Source organism: Acidobacteriota bacterium, from assembly GCA_018001935.1.
Classification (GTDB): domain Bacteria; phylum Acidobacteriota; class JAAYUB01; order JAAYUB01; family JAAYUB01; genus JAGNHB01.
In genome coordinates this window covers 19,270-36,711 of sequence record JAGNHB010000057.1, presented here as the reverse complement: position 1 = coordinate 36,711, position 17,442 = coordinate 19,270, and the positions used below count along the sequence as shown (strand labels likewise).

Annotated in this window: 8 protein-coding genes and 1 pseudogene; 6 read left to right on the top strand and 3 right to left on the bottom strand. The window is 67.1% G+C overall.

Annotated features, from left to right (window positions below; translation table 11 throughout):
* The first annotated feature begins 1,025 nt into the window (after nucleotides 1-1,025).
* Nucleotides 1,026-3,032, top strand: a complete 2,007-nt coding sequence (locus KA419_17280) for a hypothetical protein (GenBank protein MBP7867686.1) — start codon at nucleotides 1,026-1,028, stop codon at nucleotides 3,030-3,032.
* A 27-nt stretch (nucleotides 3,033-3,059) separates the two neighbouring features.
* Here the strand turns inward: KA419_17280 and KA419_17275 are convergent, their stop codons facing one another.
* The 3 genes from KA419_17275 to KA419_17265 form a co-directional block, all read right to left on the bottom strand.
* Nucleotides 3,060-5,135, bottom strand: coding sequence for an FG-GAP repeat protein (locus tag KA419_17275; protein ID MBP7867685.1), 2,076 nt, complete (start codon nucleotides 5,133-5,135; stop codon nucleotides 3,060-3,062).
* Between the two features lie 150 nt (nucleotides 5,136-5,285).
* On the bottom strand, nucleotides 5,286-6,167 hold the full coding sequence (locus KA419_17270; GenBank protein MBP7867684.1) for a DMT family transporter: 882 nt from the start codon (nucleotides 6,165-6,167) through the stop codon (nucleotides 5,286-5,288).
* Between the two features lie 193 nt (nucleotides 6,168-6,360).
* Nucleotides 6,361-9,057: a hypothetical protein gene (locus KA419_17265; GenBank protein MBP7867683.1), complete on the bottom strand. Its 2,697-nt coding sequence runs from the start codon at nucleotides 9,055-9,057 to the stop codon at nucleotides 6,361-6,363.
* Between the two features lie 361 nt (nucleotides 9,058-9,418).
* Here KA419_17265 and KA419_17260 point away from each other — a divergent pair, with 361 nt between their 5' ends.
* From KA419_17260 to KA419_17240, 5 genes and pseudogenes are all read left to right on the top strand, one after another.
* A complete protein-coding gene (locus KA419_17260; GenBank protein ID MBP7867682.1) occupies nucleotides 9,419-12,691 on the top strand; it encodes a hypothetical protein in 3,273 nt (1,090 codons plus the stop codon).
* 309 nt (nucleotides 12,692-13,000) lie between these two features.
* Nucleotides 13,001-14,473 (top strand): hypothetical protein, encoded by a 1,473-nt coding sequence (locus tag KA419_17255; GenBank protein ID MBP7867681.1) that lies wholly within the window; start codon nucleotides 13,001-13,003, stop codon nucleotides 14,471-14,473.
* A gap of 211 nt (nucleotides 14,474-14,684) precedes the next feature.
* Complete coding sequence (locus KA419_17250; GenBank protein ID MBP7867680.1) at nucleotides 14,685-15,449, top strand: sigma-70 family RNA polymerase sigma factor; 765 nt, start codon at nucleotides 14,685-14,687, stop codon at nucleotides 15,447-15,449.
* 53 nt (nucleotides 15,450-15,502) lie between these two features.
* A complete protein-coding gene (locus tag KA419_17245; GenBank protein MBP7867679.1) occupies nucleotides 15,503-16,759 on the top strand; it encodes a hypothetical protein in 1,257 nt (418 codons plus the stop codon).
* A gap of 129 nt (nucleotides 16,760-16,888) precedes the next feature.
* Nucleotides 16,889-17,104, top strand: a pseudogene (locus tag KA419_17240) (hypothetical protein).
* Nucleotides 17,105-17,442 lie beyond the last annotated feature (338 nt).

Sequence of the window (17,442 nt, the reverse complement as noted above, 5' to 3'; positions counted from 1 at the left end):
TCCGTTATGCGGGTGCCTCCTGGAAGAACTGCATCGGATTTTGGCATATCTCACATCCTTTCCGTAGTATCCACGGAAAGAATATAAGATTTCTATGCAGTAGTCAAGCACAAAGTGAGCAGTATTGGGTTTAGGCTGAAGGCTGTTAGGCTGAAGGTCCGGAGTATCTCCCCCCACGTTTGATCTCGTAACCTGTATCGGTATCGGTATCGCAATCGGTATCGCAATCGGTATCGCAATCGGCATCGCAATCGGCATCGCAATCGGTATCGCAATCGGTATCGCAATCAGTATCGCAATCGGTATCGCAATCGGTATCGACGCCCCCCGCCCTCCCCCCCACGGCCCATCCCGGACAAACCGGAAGAGAACCCCGGATGAACACTGGGGCGCGAAAGGACGAAGGGACCATAGGGACCCAAAGGACCAAAAGGACGGGCGAAAAGTACGACGAATCCTGTTTTTTTCCTTTGTTCCGCGTCCTCCGCGTTTCCCTTTTTCCCGTGTTTTCCGCGCTTTCTATGTCTTCCGCTTTTCTGCGGTTTCTGTGGTTTCTGTGGTTTCTGCGGTTTCTGCGGTTTTTGCGGTTCCGGTGATTCCGCGTTCACCACCCGTATCAGTGTGGTCCGCGTTCACCCGTGGCTCGCTTCCGGTTTTTCCAAGCCAGACGAAAGGTCTCCCGGAAGAATTCCCGTCGGGGCGGGCGGGCGCCCTTTCACACCCCGGTGTATTTTCGGGTTGAAATGCGGACGGCTATCCCGTAACATCCAGCTTCGACGATCTCGCAAAAAGCTGGAAACCGAAGGGGGAACGCGTCTGTAGAACTTTGGGTTGAGCCATCGTCCGGAGAGCGATGGCACTTTTGCGGGGAAGTTGGTTTTGACGCGGTCGCAAAAAGTACCATCACCCTCCGGGTGATGGCTCAAACAAAGGCTTTACAGACATTTTCCCGTCCGTCTTCCGACTTTTTGCGAACCCGTCAGTTTTCGGTCCGCAACGCCGACAAATCAACCCGGAGGCCCTCGATGCGCAAACCCATCGTCCTTGCCCTCGCGTTTTTGGCTTTCACCGCCCTCACCCCCGCAGGCGACCACTTCCGTCTCGACCCGGTCGGCGTGTGGGGAACCGGACAGTACCGCCACGTCGTCGTGTTCGCGAAGTATGCCTACTGTGCGGCGAACGGGGCCGGGATCGACGTTCTGGACATCTCCGACCCTTCCAACATTTTCCGGGTGGGCACGGCGGACACGCCCGATCAGGCCCTCCGGGTGGCCGTGTCGGGAGGCCGCCTCTACGCGGCCGACGAAGAGGGAGGCCTCGTCATCTTCGACCTCTCCGAAGCGACGACCCCCCGTTACCTGGGCCGGTTCGCCACCGCCCCCTACCGGGCCTACGATCTGAACGTCTCCGGGACCACGGTCTACCTGGCCGTGTCCAACGGCATCCGGGTCCTTGACGCCTCGAATCCGGCCGCTCCGGTGCAGGTCGGCTCCTACGCGTCCACGGACGAGTGCGCCGGCATCAAGGTGGCGGGAAACACCGCCTATTTGGCGGTGATGGCCCAGGGGCTGGAGGTGGTCGACCTGAGCAACCCGGCATCCCCCCAACGCCTCGGCGCCTTCAACACCCCCGGGGCAGCCCGGAAAGTGGACGTGAGCGGCGACCTCGCCTTCGTGGCGGACACCGGCGGCGGCCTCCAGATCATCAACGTGGGCAATCCGTCCGCCCCGGTTTTTGCCGGCGCCTACACCGGTACGGGAAGCGGACCGATGGACGTCTTCGTCGTCGGCAACCTGGCCTATGTTGCCGCCCAGGAGGTCGGGCTGGACATCGTGAACGTCTCGACGCCCGCGTCCCCTACGCGTGTCGGTGTTTACAATACCTCCAACTACGCCCGCGGGGTCTTCGTGGCCGGCAACCGGGCCTACGTGTCGGACACCAGCGGCGGCCTCTACCTGGTCTCGGTGGCGAACCCGGCCGCCCCCAGCCTGCTGGGCCTCTTCGACGAGTCGGGAAATTTGACCGACCTGAAAGTCTCCGGAGACTACGCCTACGTCCTCGACTCCTACGAAGGGCTCAACGTCCTGAACATTTCCAACCCCGCCGCCCCCACCCGCGTGACCTCGCTCAATGCCTCCGGCAACGGCCAGGGCCTGGACCTCGCTGGCAACACCGTCTACGTCGCCTGGGGAAGCCAAGGCCTCCGGGTGATCGACGTGACCAACCCCGCGGCCCCCGTGCTCCGGGGCACCGCCGACACCCCGGGGACCGCCCGGGGGGTCCGGGTGGACGGCAATTTCGCCTTCGTGGCCGACGGGGATGCCGGGCTCCGGGTGTTCAACGTCGCCGATCCCGCCAACCCGGTGGCGGTGGGGAACGTCGATACCCCGGGGACCGCCCGGAACCTCGTCGTGAGCGCGGGCCGGGTTTACCTGGCCGACGACGGCGGCGGGCTGAGGGTCCTCGACGTGAGCACCCCCACGGCCCCGGCGGAGATCGCCAGCATCCCCGGTCTGGCCGGCGCCTGGGACGTGGCGGTGAAAGGGCAGTTCCTCTTCGTGGCCAGGACATACGACATGAACTCCGTCGACATCGCCAACCCCGCGGCGCCCGCGATGATCACGTCCTTCGACGACGACGGGATGCCCTACGGCTGCCGGAACCAGGGCTTCTACGTCTTCGTCGCCGACGGCGAGACCGGGGTGTCCATCTTCGACATCAAGGACCCCGCCCACCCGGTGCAGGTCAACCGCACGCCGATGCCCAACTTCGTCGATCGGATCGAGACGGCCCTGCCCTACGTCTACACCACCGACGGTCTCGCCGGCCGGTTTTACATCCACCGCCTTCGCAACGCCGCCGACCTCAACCAGGACAACGCGGTGAACGCCCTGGACGTCGCCCTCCTGGCCGCCCGCCTCTGCCAGAACCTCCTCGCCCTGCCCTGCGGGGCGGACTGCGCGGACGTCAACCAGGACGGCCGGGTGGACGCCCTCGACCTGGTGGAGGTGGTTCTGAACGTGACGACTTGAAGCGGCTGAAGGCTGTCAGCCTTCAGCCTAATTACACACCTCCCACGCCGGGGGGACCGGCATGATCAGCGCGGTGGACGTCACGGCCACGCCGTCGAGGTACCAGATCACGTTGTCGCCGGTAGTGGTGTGCCGCCACAGCAGGTCGACCCGGTCGTCGTCGTCGAAGTCGCCGGCGGTTGCCAGTTTCCAGGCCGGGGGAACCGGCGGCAGGGGCTCGTCGGCGGTCACGGCCACCCCGTCCAGGTACCAGACCACGTTGTCGCCCGTCGTGGTGTTCCGCCAGAACAGGTCCGTCTTGCCGTCCCGGTCGAAGTCCCCGGTCGCCGCGATCGCCCAGGTCACGGGGACGGGCGCCAGCAGGACGGACCCGGTCACGGCCACCCCGTCCAGGTACCAGACCACGTTGTCGCCGGTAGCCGTGCTGCGCCACAGCAGGTCGAGCCGGCCGTCCCGGTCGAAGTCGGCGGCCGCGGCGAGTTCCCAGGTCACCGGCACCGGCGCCAGGGCCACCGATTCGGTCACCGCGGTCCCGTCCATCGTCCAGAGCGAGTTGTCGCCCGTGGTGGTGTTCCGCCAGAACAGGTCGGCCTTGCCGTCCCCGTTGAAGTCGCCGGTGGCGGCGATTGACCAGGCGGTCCCGACCGGCATCAGCGGGTCGCTCCGAAGGATCGCGTTCCCGTTCATCGTCCAGACGGCATTGTCGCCGGTGGTCCGGTTGCGCCAGAGGAGGTCGAGACGCCCGTCGGTATTGAGGTCGAAGGGGAAGTCCACGGGGTACCCGGCGTCGTTGCGGTCGGCCAGCACCAGGACGTACTCCCCGGCATAGGCGGGGTTCGCGCCCGCCGTGGAGACCGTCACGGTGTAGGTCCCGACGGCGAGGGCCTGCTCGATGGAATTCCCGTGGGCGGCCAGGACGGTCCCGAACGCGTCCATGAGGGTGAGGTCGACGTCGGCGGCGCCGTGGTCGAAAACCATGGCCGCGAGGGTCAGGGGGCGGTGGAGGTCCAGCCGATACCGGTACGCGAGGGTTCCCGGGCTGGTGGTTCGCAGGTCGGAGAAGGCCAGTTCGTCGACCCGGAAAGGGTCGCCCTCGGTCCCCGTCCCCGCAAGCGGTCCGGTGGGGGGGTCGGTGTACGCCACCCCCTGGGTCGCCACCCGCCAGGCCTTGTCCAGGGCTTTCAACGTCAGGAGGTTGCGCATGTTGTGCCCGTAGGGGAGGCCCTCGGGCGTCAGAAAGCAGCCCCGGTTGTAGCCGTAGGCCACGGGGTGGATGCCGTCGCCGCCCAGGCCGTGGTCAGCCAGGGGCATGAGGCCGCGGTAATTGTTCAGGAACGGGATGTTGCGCCCCGCAGCCAGCGCCCGGACGGCGTTGGAGAGCAGGCAGGACCGGTAGAGCCGCTGCGGGCTGTCGGCGCGCGGGCACATGGCCGCCAGGACGGGGACCACGCCCTGGGCGATGCACTGGTCCACGATCGTGATCTGGTTGTCCACGGCCCAGTCCAGCACGTCGGCATCGTTCCCGTAGCCCCCCACGTCGTTCCCCCCGAACTGGACCAGGGCGAACTGGGGGCTGAGGGCGTCGATCTCCTGCTGCAGGGGGTTCGGGCTGCCGGTGACGGCCCACGCGGCCGACTCCCCCACCTTGGCCGCCAGGCTGACCCGGTCGAGGCTCTTCACCGGGAAGGTCTCCCCCCCCGCCTGCGCGTCCGGGATGTTGGACGTCCCCGGCACGGTCACCTCCGTGAACCAGTCCGCCGCGTCCCGTAAAAACGCGTAGGTCCCCAGGTCCCGCACCCAGTCCCAGCCGTAGTGAACGTCCGGGTCGTAGTCCGGCGTCTTGAGCTGCCCCATGAAGCTCCCGTTGCAGGTGATGGAGTCGCCCACCTTGATCACGCGCTTCGGCTGCCGCCCGAGGGCGGACCCGTCGGCGACGATCGCCCGGACGTGGTCCGCCACGGCCTGCGTCACCGGGCCGACGTTCCACTCCCTGGGGTACCGGGTCTGCCCGGGCAGAGAGCCCCCGAGAACCAGGGTCAGCACCACCGGCCAAACGTTTCGGACCTTGACGTTCATCTTCCCCTCCGTTTCCAGGAATTCCATCGAAGCTACCATACCGTGGCCGCACGGTGAAACACAGACGGACAAATCACCGTTCGACTGGGAGGAATCCCCCTTCCCCCCTGACGCCGGCCCCGGCCGGTGCGCCCCGGCCCCCCGCTCCCGGGCCGGCGGAACCCCCGGGGGCCGCCGTCAGGCGACGGTGACGAGCACGAGCCCCGCCAGGGCCACGGCACAGGCGACGGCCTTGCGCAGGGTGAATTTCTCCTTCAGGAACAGGGCCGCGAAGACCAGGATGTAAATGGTGCTGGACTGGTTCAGGATGGCGGCCACCCCCACCTTGGCGTACTTCATGCCGGCGATCCAGCACATCAGGGCGAGGTAGGACCCCAGGATCGCGCCGGGGATGGAGTGCTTCCAGGCGGGGCTGGGCCTGAACACCCGGAAATACGACCGGCGTCGCGGCGAGAGCAGCGCCGCGGGGACCATGACGAGGAGGCAGCCGATCTGCCGGACGGTGGTGGCCCACATCACCGAGGTCCCCGGCTTGTTCAGCACCGGCTTGGCGATGGTGATCCCGATGGCCAGCATCACCATGGCCGCCACCCCCCAGACGACCCCGGCGACGAGCCGCTTCGCCGGGACCCCCCGCGGGGGCTCGTGCCCCGCGGCACAGACCACGCCGCCCGTGACCAGGGCCAGGCCCACCAGCTGCAGCGGGCCGAGGCGCTCGCCCAGCAGCACCCAGGCGGCCAGGACGGTGAGCGGGGCGTAGAGGCAGTCCACGATGGCGGAAAGCCCCGCCCCCACGATGTTGAGACTGTGGTGGAAAAGGGTGTCCGAGACGAAGATGGCGATGACCCCGCTCGCGAAGAGGGTCAGGTAATCCGAGAGCGGGGCCCTCTGCCAGGGCGTTTCCCCGAAGAGGAACAGGGTGGGGACGAAGAGGCACAGCGACGTCACCACCCGGAAAAAGTTCAGGGCGAAGGGAGACATGGTCTCCCCGGACCGCTTGATCAGGATGACCGCCGCCGACCAGATCAGGGCCGTCAGCAGCGCAAAGAACTCACCCATCCACACCACTCCGAGAAAGGGTCGACCCGGTAAAAACAAATGATGCTACTGGATTTTTTTCGTCAGGGCAACGGGAATCTCGCCCCCGGAGGTCACTTCGCCCGGCCGGGGAGCCGGGCCCCGTCCGCGCCGGGCAGCGACGCGCGAGGGCTCCCGAAAGGCGCGGGCGGGCGTCACCAGACCCCGCACGGGATCATCGGAACTCCCCGCCGGGGGCCCCCGCGGAACCACAGCACTCAACGGCGCTCTGCCACCGGAGGTCGTCGATGAACCACCCGGAACCGGGATCCCCCCCGAGCAGCGTGCTGCCCTGGCGGAAACGCAAGACCACGCTCCGGCCCACGGCCGTGTCGGGCAGTTTCACCGTCACCCTTCGGAACCCGGTCAGGGTGTCGTTCCACGCCCGTCGTCCCCTCAGGGGGTTGTCGGGGTCGCTGACGGGGATTTTCCCGGAGTAACCGCCTTCGACGAAAGAACCGCCCGCCGCCTCGATGTCCGTGAAGTCGCCGCCGTTCACGGAGATCTCGAGGACGCCGCCGGCAGCCATCAGCGGGTTGAACCGGTACCGGTGATGGAAGGTGAACGTCTCGCCCGGGGCGGTGACCTGGTACGGGGGGGAATCCAGGCGGGCGTCGGCATAGTCCTCGACGTCCGCCACGAAGGCGGAGTTGGGGGCGGAGCGGGCGGCCGCGGTGGACGTCGCCCAGGCATTGCGGCCCACGGGGGTCGAGGCGGTCCACCCGGGGGGAAGCGCCGGGATCGTCACGCCGTCGAAGTCCTGGGCCGCCCGCGTTCGGGCCTCGCCCGAGGGGATGAACCAGGCGAGGGACGGGTGCGCCGCGGCGCCGTCCACGAGTTTCAGGGTGGCGGTGATCCGGTCGCCGCAGGTCAGGAGAGGGTTCACCGTAAACGTGAAGGAGCGGGTGGCGGAGCCGCCCGCGGGGATCGTGCCGTAAACGCCCGGTCCCGACGGGTTCGTCACGTTGCCCGCCGCTTCGAGCGTGCCCACCAGGCTCGTCGTGTCCGAGGCGCCCGTGTTGCGTATCTCCAGGTCGAAGGTCACCGTCTCGCCGGGGTCCGCCTCCCCGTTCGGGGGGGAACAGCCCTCGGCCGACAAGGTGCAGGCCCCGGCGTTCAGCGGCGCGGTCAGGATGCCGTGGCGGACGAAGTTTTCGTACAGGACGAATGCGTGCGGACCGTCGGGGAACATCAGCCGCGCGGTCGCGACCAGGGCGTTGGCCATGTCGGGCATGCGCGGCGCCGGGCCGATGCCGAAATTGGACTGGACCACGAGGGTGTCCATCTCCTCGCGCGGGCGGGAAAGCGTGGACACCAGGGTCCGGAAGGACTGCCAGACCGGCGTTCCCCAGAGTTCGTCCCCGTTGACGCCGTTCCAGGTGAGATGGGCCGGGTACTCGTGCGCGGGGTCGTATTCGGCGTACAGTTTGTCCAGGGCGCGCCCTGCCCAGGTGTCGGCCGAATGTCCGTCCCAGTGGAAGACCCAGTCGGGGTGAAACACCGGCCCGTTGGGGGAAGAGAAGCCGCCGGAACAGGCCCAGTAATCCGCGAAACCCTCCCCCATGGCGCCCGTGTCACCCCCCTCCCAGGAAACGTTGACGTCGTACTGGATGGCGTGCCAGTACTCGTGCAGGAGGACATCCGCGTCCTCCGCACCCGCGACGGCGTCCAGTACCCCGAAGGTGAGCCGGTTTGTGACGGGGTTGTAGGCGGATTCCGTCGCGTTGCTGTCGGCCGGGATGGGGCCGTCCTGGATGTCGGTGTAGCCCAGGGAGCGCAGGTATCGGTGGTTCCGGTCGAGGTGGTAGTAGACCATGACGTCGTTGAAGGCGCTGTCGCCGCGGCCGGCGGTCCATCTCCCGTCGCCGGTGGTGCTGGGGGGAATCCGGGGAAACTGGAAGTCCAGGATCCGCACCCAGGGGCCCTCCAGCCTGAAAACGAAGGCATCCCGCTGAAGGTCCGGCAGCGGGCGGACCGCGTACGCCCCCCGGAACGCCCGGGGCGGGGACGTGCTCGTCAGCTCGCCCGGTTCCGCCATAAGGGTGGACCGCGGGTCGGGGTCGAAGACCCTGCCCGTCCCGCTGACGGGGAAGGCGGCGGGGGTCACGGTCACGGCACGCCCGGCGCCCCGGCGGCGGAACCGTTCCACCTGTTCGCGCCGGGAAACCACCGGCCCCTCGAAACGGGAGAGACCGTCAGCCCGGGACGGCGGGAAGTCCCGGCCGTCGATCTCCACGCGGCGATACCCCACGACCCGGCCGGTGACGGCGTCCACCCGGTGCTCCCAACTGCCGAAGGGGGCCTCGGTGGCGACGAAGGTCCGGTAGACGAGGCGGAACCCGCGTTCCTCCGGAAGGTAGCAGAGGTCCGCCGAGGGCTCCGCCACCAGGTCGCCGTGTACGCGAAGGTGCTCCCAGGAGGCGTCGAGGGCCCCTTCCACCCCGATGAGGGCCCCGGGGGGCGCCACGGGGTGGGCCACCGGGTAGGTGTTGTTGTAAACCTGGAAGACCCGGTTGTCCCCGAAGCGTACCGAGACGACGATCTCCCCGCCCAGGACGGGGAGGCCGCCGAGGGTCTGCCGGAAGTGAAAGTGCCGGCCCAGGAGGCTCTCCCGTGCCCGTTCCAGCCTCAGGGTGGACAGGTCCGGGGGGAACCGGAACACGTCGGCGGAGGCCCGCAGGTAGTTTTCCGCGGTTTCCCCCGGCGAAAAAACCGGCTCGGGCTGCACGGCCGGGTTGAAGAGAAGCCGGGGGGTCCCCCGGTGATCGTCGTGGAACGAATCGCGCAACGGCGCGGCGCCGGGCAGCGCCTGGACGGCCGCCAGCGCCAGAACGGCGGGGAGAAGAAACCGCTGCGCGTTCGAGACATGCATCCGGAACCTCCCGCCCGCAGAACCTGGGGGAAGCTTAGTTCCATCCGGCAGGGAAGTCAAGGGCCAGGTCTCCCCCATCGGCCGCCCGTCGTTCCCGCAGGGTTTCACCGCCAGCGACCACCTGCCGCGGCGTGACCGGGCCGGGGGCACCGCACCGGTCTTCGCCCCCGGCGGACGCGGCCTTGGGCCCACCCGCCGGGGGCGCGAACCCCGGGATTCGGGCGGCGCCCCCCTTCCCTGTGACGTGGATCACACCTTTCCCGACAGGGAGCCCGGGCGAGGGCCGGGAAGTCTTGACCTTCCCGAGGGTGATCTGCTAGGCTTTCAAAGGATAACCGTTCGCAAGGATGAAAGGAGCCCCATGAATTCCCTGTCTCACCGGTTTTTACTTCTGACCGCCGCCCTCCTGCTCTTCGCCGCGTCCGACACCCCGGCAGGCCCCGACACCTGGACCTCCCTGGACGGGCCGCTCGGCGGCTCGATCCGCTGCTTCGCCGTCTCCCCCGCGGCGCCGGACACGATCTACGCGGGAACGCCGTTCGGCGTCTACCGGAGCCTGACCGGCGGGGGGAACTGGGCCCCGGTCAACCGCGGCCTCGCATCCCGGAACATCTACAGCCTGAGCGTCCACCCGTCGAATGCGGGCATCGTCTTCGCCGCCGCCTACTACGGCGGCATCTTCCGGTCGTTAGACGGCGGCGCGACCTGGGCCCGGTGTACCGAGGGCCTCACGGGCACCTGGGCCTCCCTCGTCTGCACCCACCCGCGGTCTCCCGGGATCGTCTTCGCCGGCATCGACGGGTCGGGCTTCTTCCGCTCCGCGGACAACGGGGCCACCTGGGCCCCCGTCGGGGCGGGGCAGGTCGCCAACGCCCGGTCCATGGCCTTCCACCCCACCAACCCGTCGCGGGTCTACGTCGGCACCTCCTCCGCCGGCACGTTCCGCAGCGACGACGGCGGCGTCACCTTCACGCCGCTGGGGGCCCTGCCGTCGGGCTCCGTCCGCGCCCTCGTGCAGGACCCCAACGACGCCGCCCGCCTCTGGGCCGGGATCTACGGGCAGGGGGTCTATCGCAGCGTCAACGCGGGGGACACCTGGGAGATCGCCAGCACGGGCCTGGACGGGAGCACCCTGTGGTCCGTCGATGCGGACCGTTCCCAGTCGGGCGTCCTGGTGGCGGCCGGGGGCGGCAAGGGGGCGTACCGGACCACGAACGGGGGCGACACCTGGACCCCCCTCGGCGGGTCGCTGGCCGGCGGGACCTTCTTTTCCGTCCTCGGCCACCCGACCGTCGCCTCCCGCTTCTACCTCGGGGGCCTGTCCGGCGAGGGGGCTTTTCTCTCCACCAACCAGGGGGAAAGCTGGACGCCGGTGAACAGCGGCCTGACGGCCCTGGACCTCTGGGCCCTGGCGGTCGCCCCGACCCCCTCCCCGACCGTGTACACCTCCGGTTCCCACCGGCTTTACCGGAAAGAGGAGAGCGGCCTTTCCTGGACCGAACTGCCCCAACCCGGAACGGGCCCCTGGGTCAGCGAGATCCTCGTGGACCCCTCCAGCCCATCGACCCTCCTGGCCGGGACCGCCGGCGAGGGGGTGTTCCGAAGCATCAACGGCGGGAATACCTGGAGTGCTTCCAACACGGGCCTGACGGTCCTGGACGTGGCCGGCCTGGCCCGGGCGCCCTCCGACCCGCAGGTGATCTACGCCCCCGCGGGGATCGGAAGGGTCTTCCGAAGCACGGACGGCGGCGCCACGTGGACGGATGCGTCCGCCGGGCTCACCGACCAGGCGCCGTCCCGGCAGGTGGTGGTGGACCCCGCCAACCCCGCCATCGCCTACCTGGCCCAGGATTCCTACGGGGTTTTCCGGACCGCCGACGGAGGGACCACCTGGACCAGCGTATCCACCGGCATCGACTGGCTTTTCGTCTCGACCCTGGCCCACCACCCCACCCAGTCCGGAACCGTCCTGATCGGGACCCGGGGATCCGGCATCTTTCGGACCACCAACAGCGGGGCTTCCTGGACCGGCTGCTACCAGGGGCTGCCCGAATCGGTCATCGTCAACCACATCCTCTACGACCCGGATTACCCGAACCTCGTCTACGCCGCCACCAACTTCGGGGTGTACCGGAGCCTCGACAGCGGCACCCGCTGGGCCCCCTGCAACGAGGGCTTCCCCGCCGACTCCGTCCCCGTGGTCAACCGCCTGGCCTTCCACCCGACGGACCCGGCCCGGGTCTACGCCGCCACCGACTCCCTCGGGGTGCTGACCTTCACCCGCCTGAACCACCTCGTGGCCGCCCACGTGGTGGGGTCGACCCTGTGGTCCACCCGGCTGAGCCTCGTCAACCCCGGGACCACGGCCGCCTCGGCCCAGCTCCGGGCCTACAGCGCCGCCGGGCAGCTCCTGGAAACGGTGAGCCTGCCGGCCCTCGAGGCCAAGGGGCACCTCGACGCCACCGCCGAAGACCTCTTCACCCCGGCGACCCTCGCCCAGGACCTCTGGGTGGAAGTGGGTTCCGACGGCTTTCTCCAGGGCACCCTGGACTTCGGCACCACCGACGGCCTGGCCCTGACCGCCATGCCCATGAACGCCTCCGCGGGCGTGGAGCTGGTCTTCCCCTACGTTTACATCTCGGCCGCGGCGGGTGGCAGCTTCTACACGGGGCTCACCGTGGTGAACCTGGAAGCCGCCGAGGCTGCCCTGCACCTGGAAGCCTACGACGAGAACGGGGTCAAGCTGTCCGAGCGCGACGAGACGCTGGCCGGCTACGGGAAGTACGTCCGCCTGGTGGACCAGGCCTTCCCCGGGGTGGCGGACCCCAACACCATTCGTCTCGTGCGGGTGACGTCCGACCGCCGTCTCGCCGGTTTCGAACTCTTCGGCAAGTGGGGCGAGATGGGCGTGGCCGGGCTCCCCGCCGTCTCCCTGGCGCTCGCCGCCGCGAAAGGCGACGGCACGGCCCCCGAGCCGATGGCGGCGGCCGCCTCCGAGACGATCTACTACCCCGAGATCCTCGGGAACTTCGATTACTACACGGGAGTGACCTTCTCCAACCTGGGCACGGCCCCCATGACGGCCACCACGGACCTCTACGACGTCTCGGGGAACCGGATCGGCGGCGCCGACTGGGCGGTGGCGCCCTTCCAGCAGGTCACCCGCGAGGTCTGGGCGGCCGCGGGAATGCCCCCCAACGCCTTCGCCTCCTGGATGAGGGTCACCGCCGACGGCCGCCTCTCGGGGTTCGAACTGGTCCTCTCCCGCTCCGGGAACTTCCGCTTCGACGGGTTGAACGCCCCCCGGTTCCCCTCCCGCAAGGCCTGTTTCCCGGCCCTGTTCGCGGGGGCGGGGTGGAACACCGTCCTCAAGTCCTACAACCTCGGGACCGCCACCGTGACCGTCACCGTCACGGGCTACCGTCCCAACGGCACGGTGGTGGGCGTCTACAGCCAGCCCGTCGCGGCCCGGATGCGGCTGTTCATGACCCTCAACGACCTGTTCCCGGGATCGGTCGCCGACGTCGCCTGGTTGACGGTGGAAATCCCCTCGGGGATCATGATCGCCGACCTGCTGGCCATGTCGCAGGACAACAATCGCCTGGTCTTCTTCCCGGGGCAGTCGATCCCCTGAGCGCCATTTGACCTCCAGGGCAAGGGAGGAGAACAGCAGGCGGGTCGATCCCGGCCCTGAGGAGGCAATACGGTCCAGATTCTCTAAGATGCTTCAGCGGGCAACCGCCAACGCACTCGGAGAAAACATAAGGGCATAAGGAGAAACGGCTCCACCGGCTCATATGCCATGATCATCTCTTCTTCGACGATGGATGCTGATTCTCAACTTTCGTTCGATCTGGCACTTTCGTCATTTCTTTTCTTGACATTTGTTTCACAAAGCGATATATTTTTCTCAGTCGCAATCCAATGGTTCTGAGAGGAAATTATGAGGAATAATCCCTTTTCTCCGGGCTGTGTTCTTCTTTTCACCACCTTTCTTCTCACGACGACCGCCATCGCCGGGAACGACCGGGGCCTTCCCTCGGAAGCTGTCTTCCCGGAGTCCTGCGTAGAATCGGAGCATGAAACCGTGGTTACCAACCTCATTGCAGCCCATGTCACCGGCGGCATGGGATGGAAAACTCGATTAAGTGTTGGGAACCTCAGTTCGACAGCCTCTTCCTCGTTGCGATTCGATGCTTACAATCAGACCGGCCAGTTGATAGAATCCAAGACAGTTTCCCCCATCGTGAAACTGGGCAGGTTCTCAGCTTCAGCCGACGAACTGTTTTCCGTGAATACTCTGCAACAGGATTTTTGGGTGATGGTTGTCTCGAACGGTCCTGTTATGGGAACCCTGGACTTTGGCACGACCGACGGCCTGGCCTGGACTTCTTTGCCTATGCCGAAGACGGGTTCAACGGAACTCTATTTCCCTTACGTATATGAGACCAACGATAGCCTGTATTACACCGGAATCACTCTTGTAAACCTGGAAGAAGCGACTGCCAGCATCAGAATGGAAGGCTATTCAGAAAACGGCACAAAGATGGGGGAGTACAGTGTGGTGATGCCTTCGCATGGAAAAATCGTGCGCCTGGTCAGCCAGATCTTTCCTGGCGGGCTTTCGTCCTCCATCCGGCAGGTGAAGGTGTCTTCAGACAAACGACTGGCCGGGTTCGAACTTTTTGGCCGCTGGGATGTAAAGGGGTTGGCCGGGCTCCCTGCCATTCAGGGGAGCGTTGCAGGACATCCAGCTTCAAATGGCGACCATGGCGTGATGTCCGAAGACAGAACGCTCTATTACACTGAAACTCCGAAGAACGTCGATTATTACACCGGGGTGACGTTTACAAACCTCAGCTCTTCAGCATTTGCAGCGACAGTCGAGATATTCAACCAACAGGGTGACCGCTTCGGAATGAAAACCTGGGACTTGGCACCTTATCAACAAGTCACTCGAGAGATATGGGATTCTGCGGGGACTGAACCCCATCCTTTCCCCGCCTGGATGAAAGTCACCGCACCGGGACGCCTCGCCGGCTTTGAATTGATGTTAACACGTATCGGAAACTATCGTTTCGAGGGAGTCTCCGCACGCTCCGCAGCGCAGACGATCGCGTTTCCTTCCGTGTTTATTACCCCAACTTCGGTGTATATCCGTGTAATCAATCCTGGCCCCGAAACGGTAACAGGCGTGCTGATCGGGACGCAATACATGAATAACGAAGACTCCTTTCCTTTTCAAGTTGACACTTACACATTTGAAATTCCGCCTCATCGGATCATCTTCTCTCGAGAACAGATGAGCCCATTATTCCATATCATGCAATCCAGTTCACCGGTTCTGGCAGACATTTACCAGGTCTCCCCCGATGGGCAGAACCTCGTTATCCTCGAGGGGCAGCCTGTTGAGTGAAACGATCGGGGGGCCTCTATTCCTCCCTAACCAAGTCCGGATCCACAACTGACAACGATGTGTTTAAGCATCTGGAAGCTCGGGTCAAGGCTGCAAACTCCGCGCTGACTGAGGTGAGTGAAGCCCTCTCACAATCGTTCGCTATCGTCAACCGCCCTTGTCAAATCCGACCTCATGTGTTAAGTTATGCAGGCTTTTGTTTGGGGACACAATGGCTGATCGATCGTTCGGCACCCTCGACTTCGACGCCTATCTACGAGAGCGCGGGCTCAGCAGGGAATCCTTCTCAGATGAGGACCTGGAGGACCTGCGCACCTGCGCCGGGTGCTGCGCCGGGCTGGACGAGTCCTGGGACCGATTCTACCGGCGCTTCGGGCCGTTCATGCGGCTCACCGCCTCCCGGCTCTTCCGCAACGCCGACCGGGCGGAGGACCTGGTCTCGAACCTCTTCGTGGAACTCCTGGAAAAAGGGAAAATCCGCCAGTACAACGGCCGCGGCAGCGTGCGGGGCTGGCTCCGGACCGTGGTGGTCAACCGCTTCCTGGACGACCGCCGCCGGGACGCCCGCGCCCGCCTCGACTCCATCGAGGACGTCGTGCTCCCCCAGCCGGCCTGCCAGGAGGAGGGCTGCGAGAAGTACTTCCGCAAATCCGTCCTGGAGGGGATCACCGGCCTGCTGGAGGACACGCTCGCCAGGCTGCCCGCGTCCCGGGCGGGCTTCGTCAACCTCTACTACTTCCAGGACGCCACCCTGGCGGAGGCGGCGGGGCGCCTCGACGTCCACGAGTCCACGGCCTGCCGGTGGAACGTAAAAATCCTGCAAAAAGTGCGACGGGACATCGTCCACTACATGGAACGCAAACTGGGGTGGTCCTCCCGGGACATCGGCGATTTCCTGGAACGGTGCATGGGCTACCTGGCCAACCGGCTCGAGAAGGCGCGCCGCTCGATTTTCCCGGAGGGTGACGCCCCGTGACGACGCGGGGGGGCGGCCGGCCGCCGGCACCGCCCCTCCAACGGGTGAGAGAGATGAAAACGCGCGAACTCCAAACCTTCCTGAAACACCTGCTCCCCACCTTCCGGGGAACGGCGACGGGATGTCCCGACGAGAACGCGCTGACCGCCTTCCTGGAAGCCGACGACCGGGGCCGCCGCCCCGACGCGGCCCTCCGCCGGCACCTTCTGCGCTGCCCCGCCTGCCTGGAGAAGGCGCTCCTCCTGGGCGAGCTGACGGGCACGCGCGTCCCGCTCCGGGCGGAGGGGTTTTTCGGCCGGCTCTGGGAGAGCCCCGCCCTCCGACCGGCCCTCTCCGGCGCCCTGGTGGTCCTCCTGGCCGCCGCCGTCTACTTCGGCGGAATGGTGCCCACCTTCGAGAAGAACGTCCTCGAGCCCTCCGCGCCCGAGTCCGCCCTGCCGGCCGGGGCCCTGGCGGAAGCGCCGTTCGCGCCCCCCGAATCCCCCGCCGCCGCGGCGGGAACCACCGCTCCCGGGCCGGCCGCTTCGGCGGAGAAATCCCGTTTCCAGGAGCCCGGCCTTGCCCCGACGGCCCCGCCGCCGGTCAGCCAGGCCCGGGAACAGGGGGCGGCGGTCCCCTTCGCGCCCGCGATGGCGGACCGGGTCGGCAGCCAGGCGGTCCCGTCACCCCCCCCGTCACCGGCCCCGGAGAAATTGAAGGAGGAAGAGGCGAAGAAAGACTCCACCGAGACGGCGGAGGACAACCTGGGCGCTTTCGCCCCGGTCCCGGACCGCCGGGCCATCGCCGGGGCCCGGCCCGAAGCGGCGCCGGTCCGCGGCGCCGAGGGGGCCGCCCGGGCCCGGGACGACGCGCCCGCGGCGACGTCGGCCCCGCCCGTCGCGAAGTCAGCCGTCTCCCGGACCCACCCCGCGGCACCCCCGGCGCCGGCCCCCCAGCCTCCGGGGGCGGGCGCCGCCACCGGGGCCGGTGGACAGGCCGGCCGCACCAACGAATTCGCCCGATCCAAGGGCCAGACGGAACGTCCGGATGAAGCCGACCGCGACGGGAAGGCGGACGACGCGCTGCGACGCCTTCTGGAAAATTTGTGCCGGAAGGTCCGCGCCAGTTCCGTCCGCATCGAGTGGCAGGGACGGACCTGTTACGGCGCAGACGGCTACCTGGTCGAAAGCGGCTTGTGTGACCGCGAGATTCGCGAGGTGAAGCAGCGAAAGGCGCCCCGGGAGGCGGTCGATCGGAAGGAGCGCGAGATCCGCCCGTTCAAGGGCGTATTCGTCGCCGAAGGCCATACCGCGATCCTGTACGTCGAGTGACGCCGGCGCACCCGGCGCCCCGGTACACCCCGTGGCCCTTTCGAATCCCGCCCGGCATCACCGGGGCCTGGTGTTCACCCGGGTACGATTCACCGCTTGATTCGAATCATTGACGGCAAGGAGGACGACATGGGCGTGCGCTGCGCGATCGGGTTCTGGCTCGGGGTGATGTGCCTGGTTTCGGCCTTGGGCGCGTCGTACGAGAGGGGCCAGAAGGTGGAGGTGGAGTGGCACGGGACCTGGTACCCCGCGGTGGTCATCGAGGTCGGCCAGGGCCAGTGGAAGATCCACTACGACGGCTACGGCGACGACTGGGACGAGTGGGTGGGGACCGACCGGATCAAGCCGGCGGGGTCGAAGCCCGCCCGGCAGGTCACCGAGACCCCGAAGGCGGCGTCCACGGGCAAGAGCGGCTCGGAGGGGGGAGGCGAAATCACGATCCGCCAGGGCGGTTCCATCTGGGCGTCGGTGAGCGCCAACGGCACCATCCGCGTCCAGGGGAGCATCGTGGGGGAGATCGGCAACGACGGGACGGTCCGCAAGTCCGGCTCGATCGTCGGCGCGGTGGAGAGCAACGGCACCATCCGGAAGTCCGGCATGATCGTGGGCGAGATCGAATCCGGCGGCACCCTCCGGCGGAGCGGAATGATCATCGGCGCCATCGAGGGCGACGGGACCCTCCG

Excerpts from the sequence above, each read along its gene's own strand:
- KA419_17280 (MBP7867686.1), top strand. The coding sequence starts at position 1,026 with ATGCGCAAACCCATCGTCCTTGCCCTCGCGTTTTTGGCTTTCACCGCC.
- KA419_17275 (MBP7867685.1), bottom strand. The coding sequence starts at position 5,135 with ATGGAATTCCTGGAAACGGAGGGGAAGATGAACGTCAAGGTCCGAAAC.
- KA419_17270 (MBP7867684.1), bottom strand. The coding sequence starts at position 6,167 with ATGGGTGAGTTCTTTGCGCTGCTGACGGCCCTGATCTGGTCGGCGGCG.
- KA419_17265 (MBP7867683.1), bottom strand. The coding sequence starts at position 9,057 with ATGCATGTCTCGAACGCGCAGCGGTTTCTTCTCCCCGCCGTTCTGGCG.
- KA419_17260 (MBP7867682.1), top strand. The coding sequence starts at position 9,419 with ATGAATTCCCTGTCTCACCGGTTTTTACTTCTGACCGCCGCCCTCCTG.
- KA419_17255 (MBP7867681.1), top strand. The coding sequence starts at position 13,001 with ATGAGGAATAATCCCTTTTCTCCGGGCTGTGTTCTTCTTTTCACCACC.
- KA419_17250 (MBP7867680.1), top strand. The coding sequence starts at position 14,685 with ATGGCTGATCGATCGTTCGGCACCCTCGACTTCGACGCCTATCTACGA.
- KA419_17245 (MBP7867679.1), top strand. The coding sequence starts at position 15,503 with ATGAAAACGCGCGAACTCCAAACCTTCCTGAAACACCTGCTCCCCACC.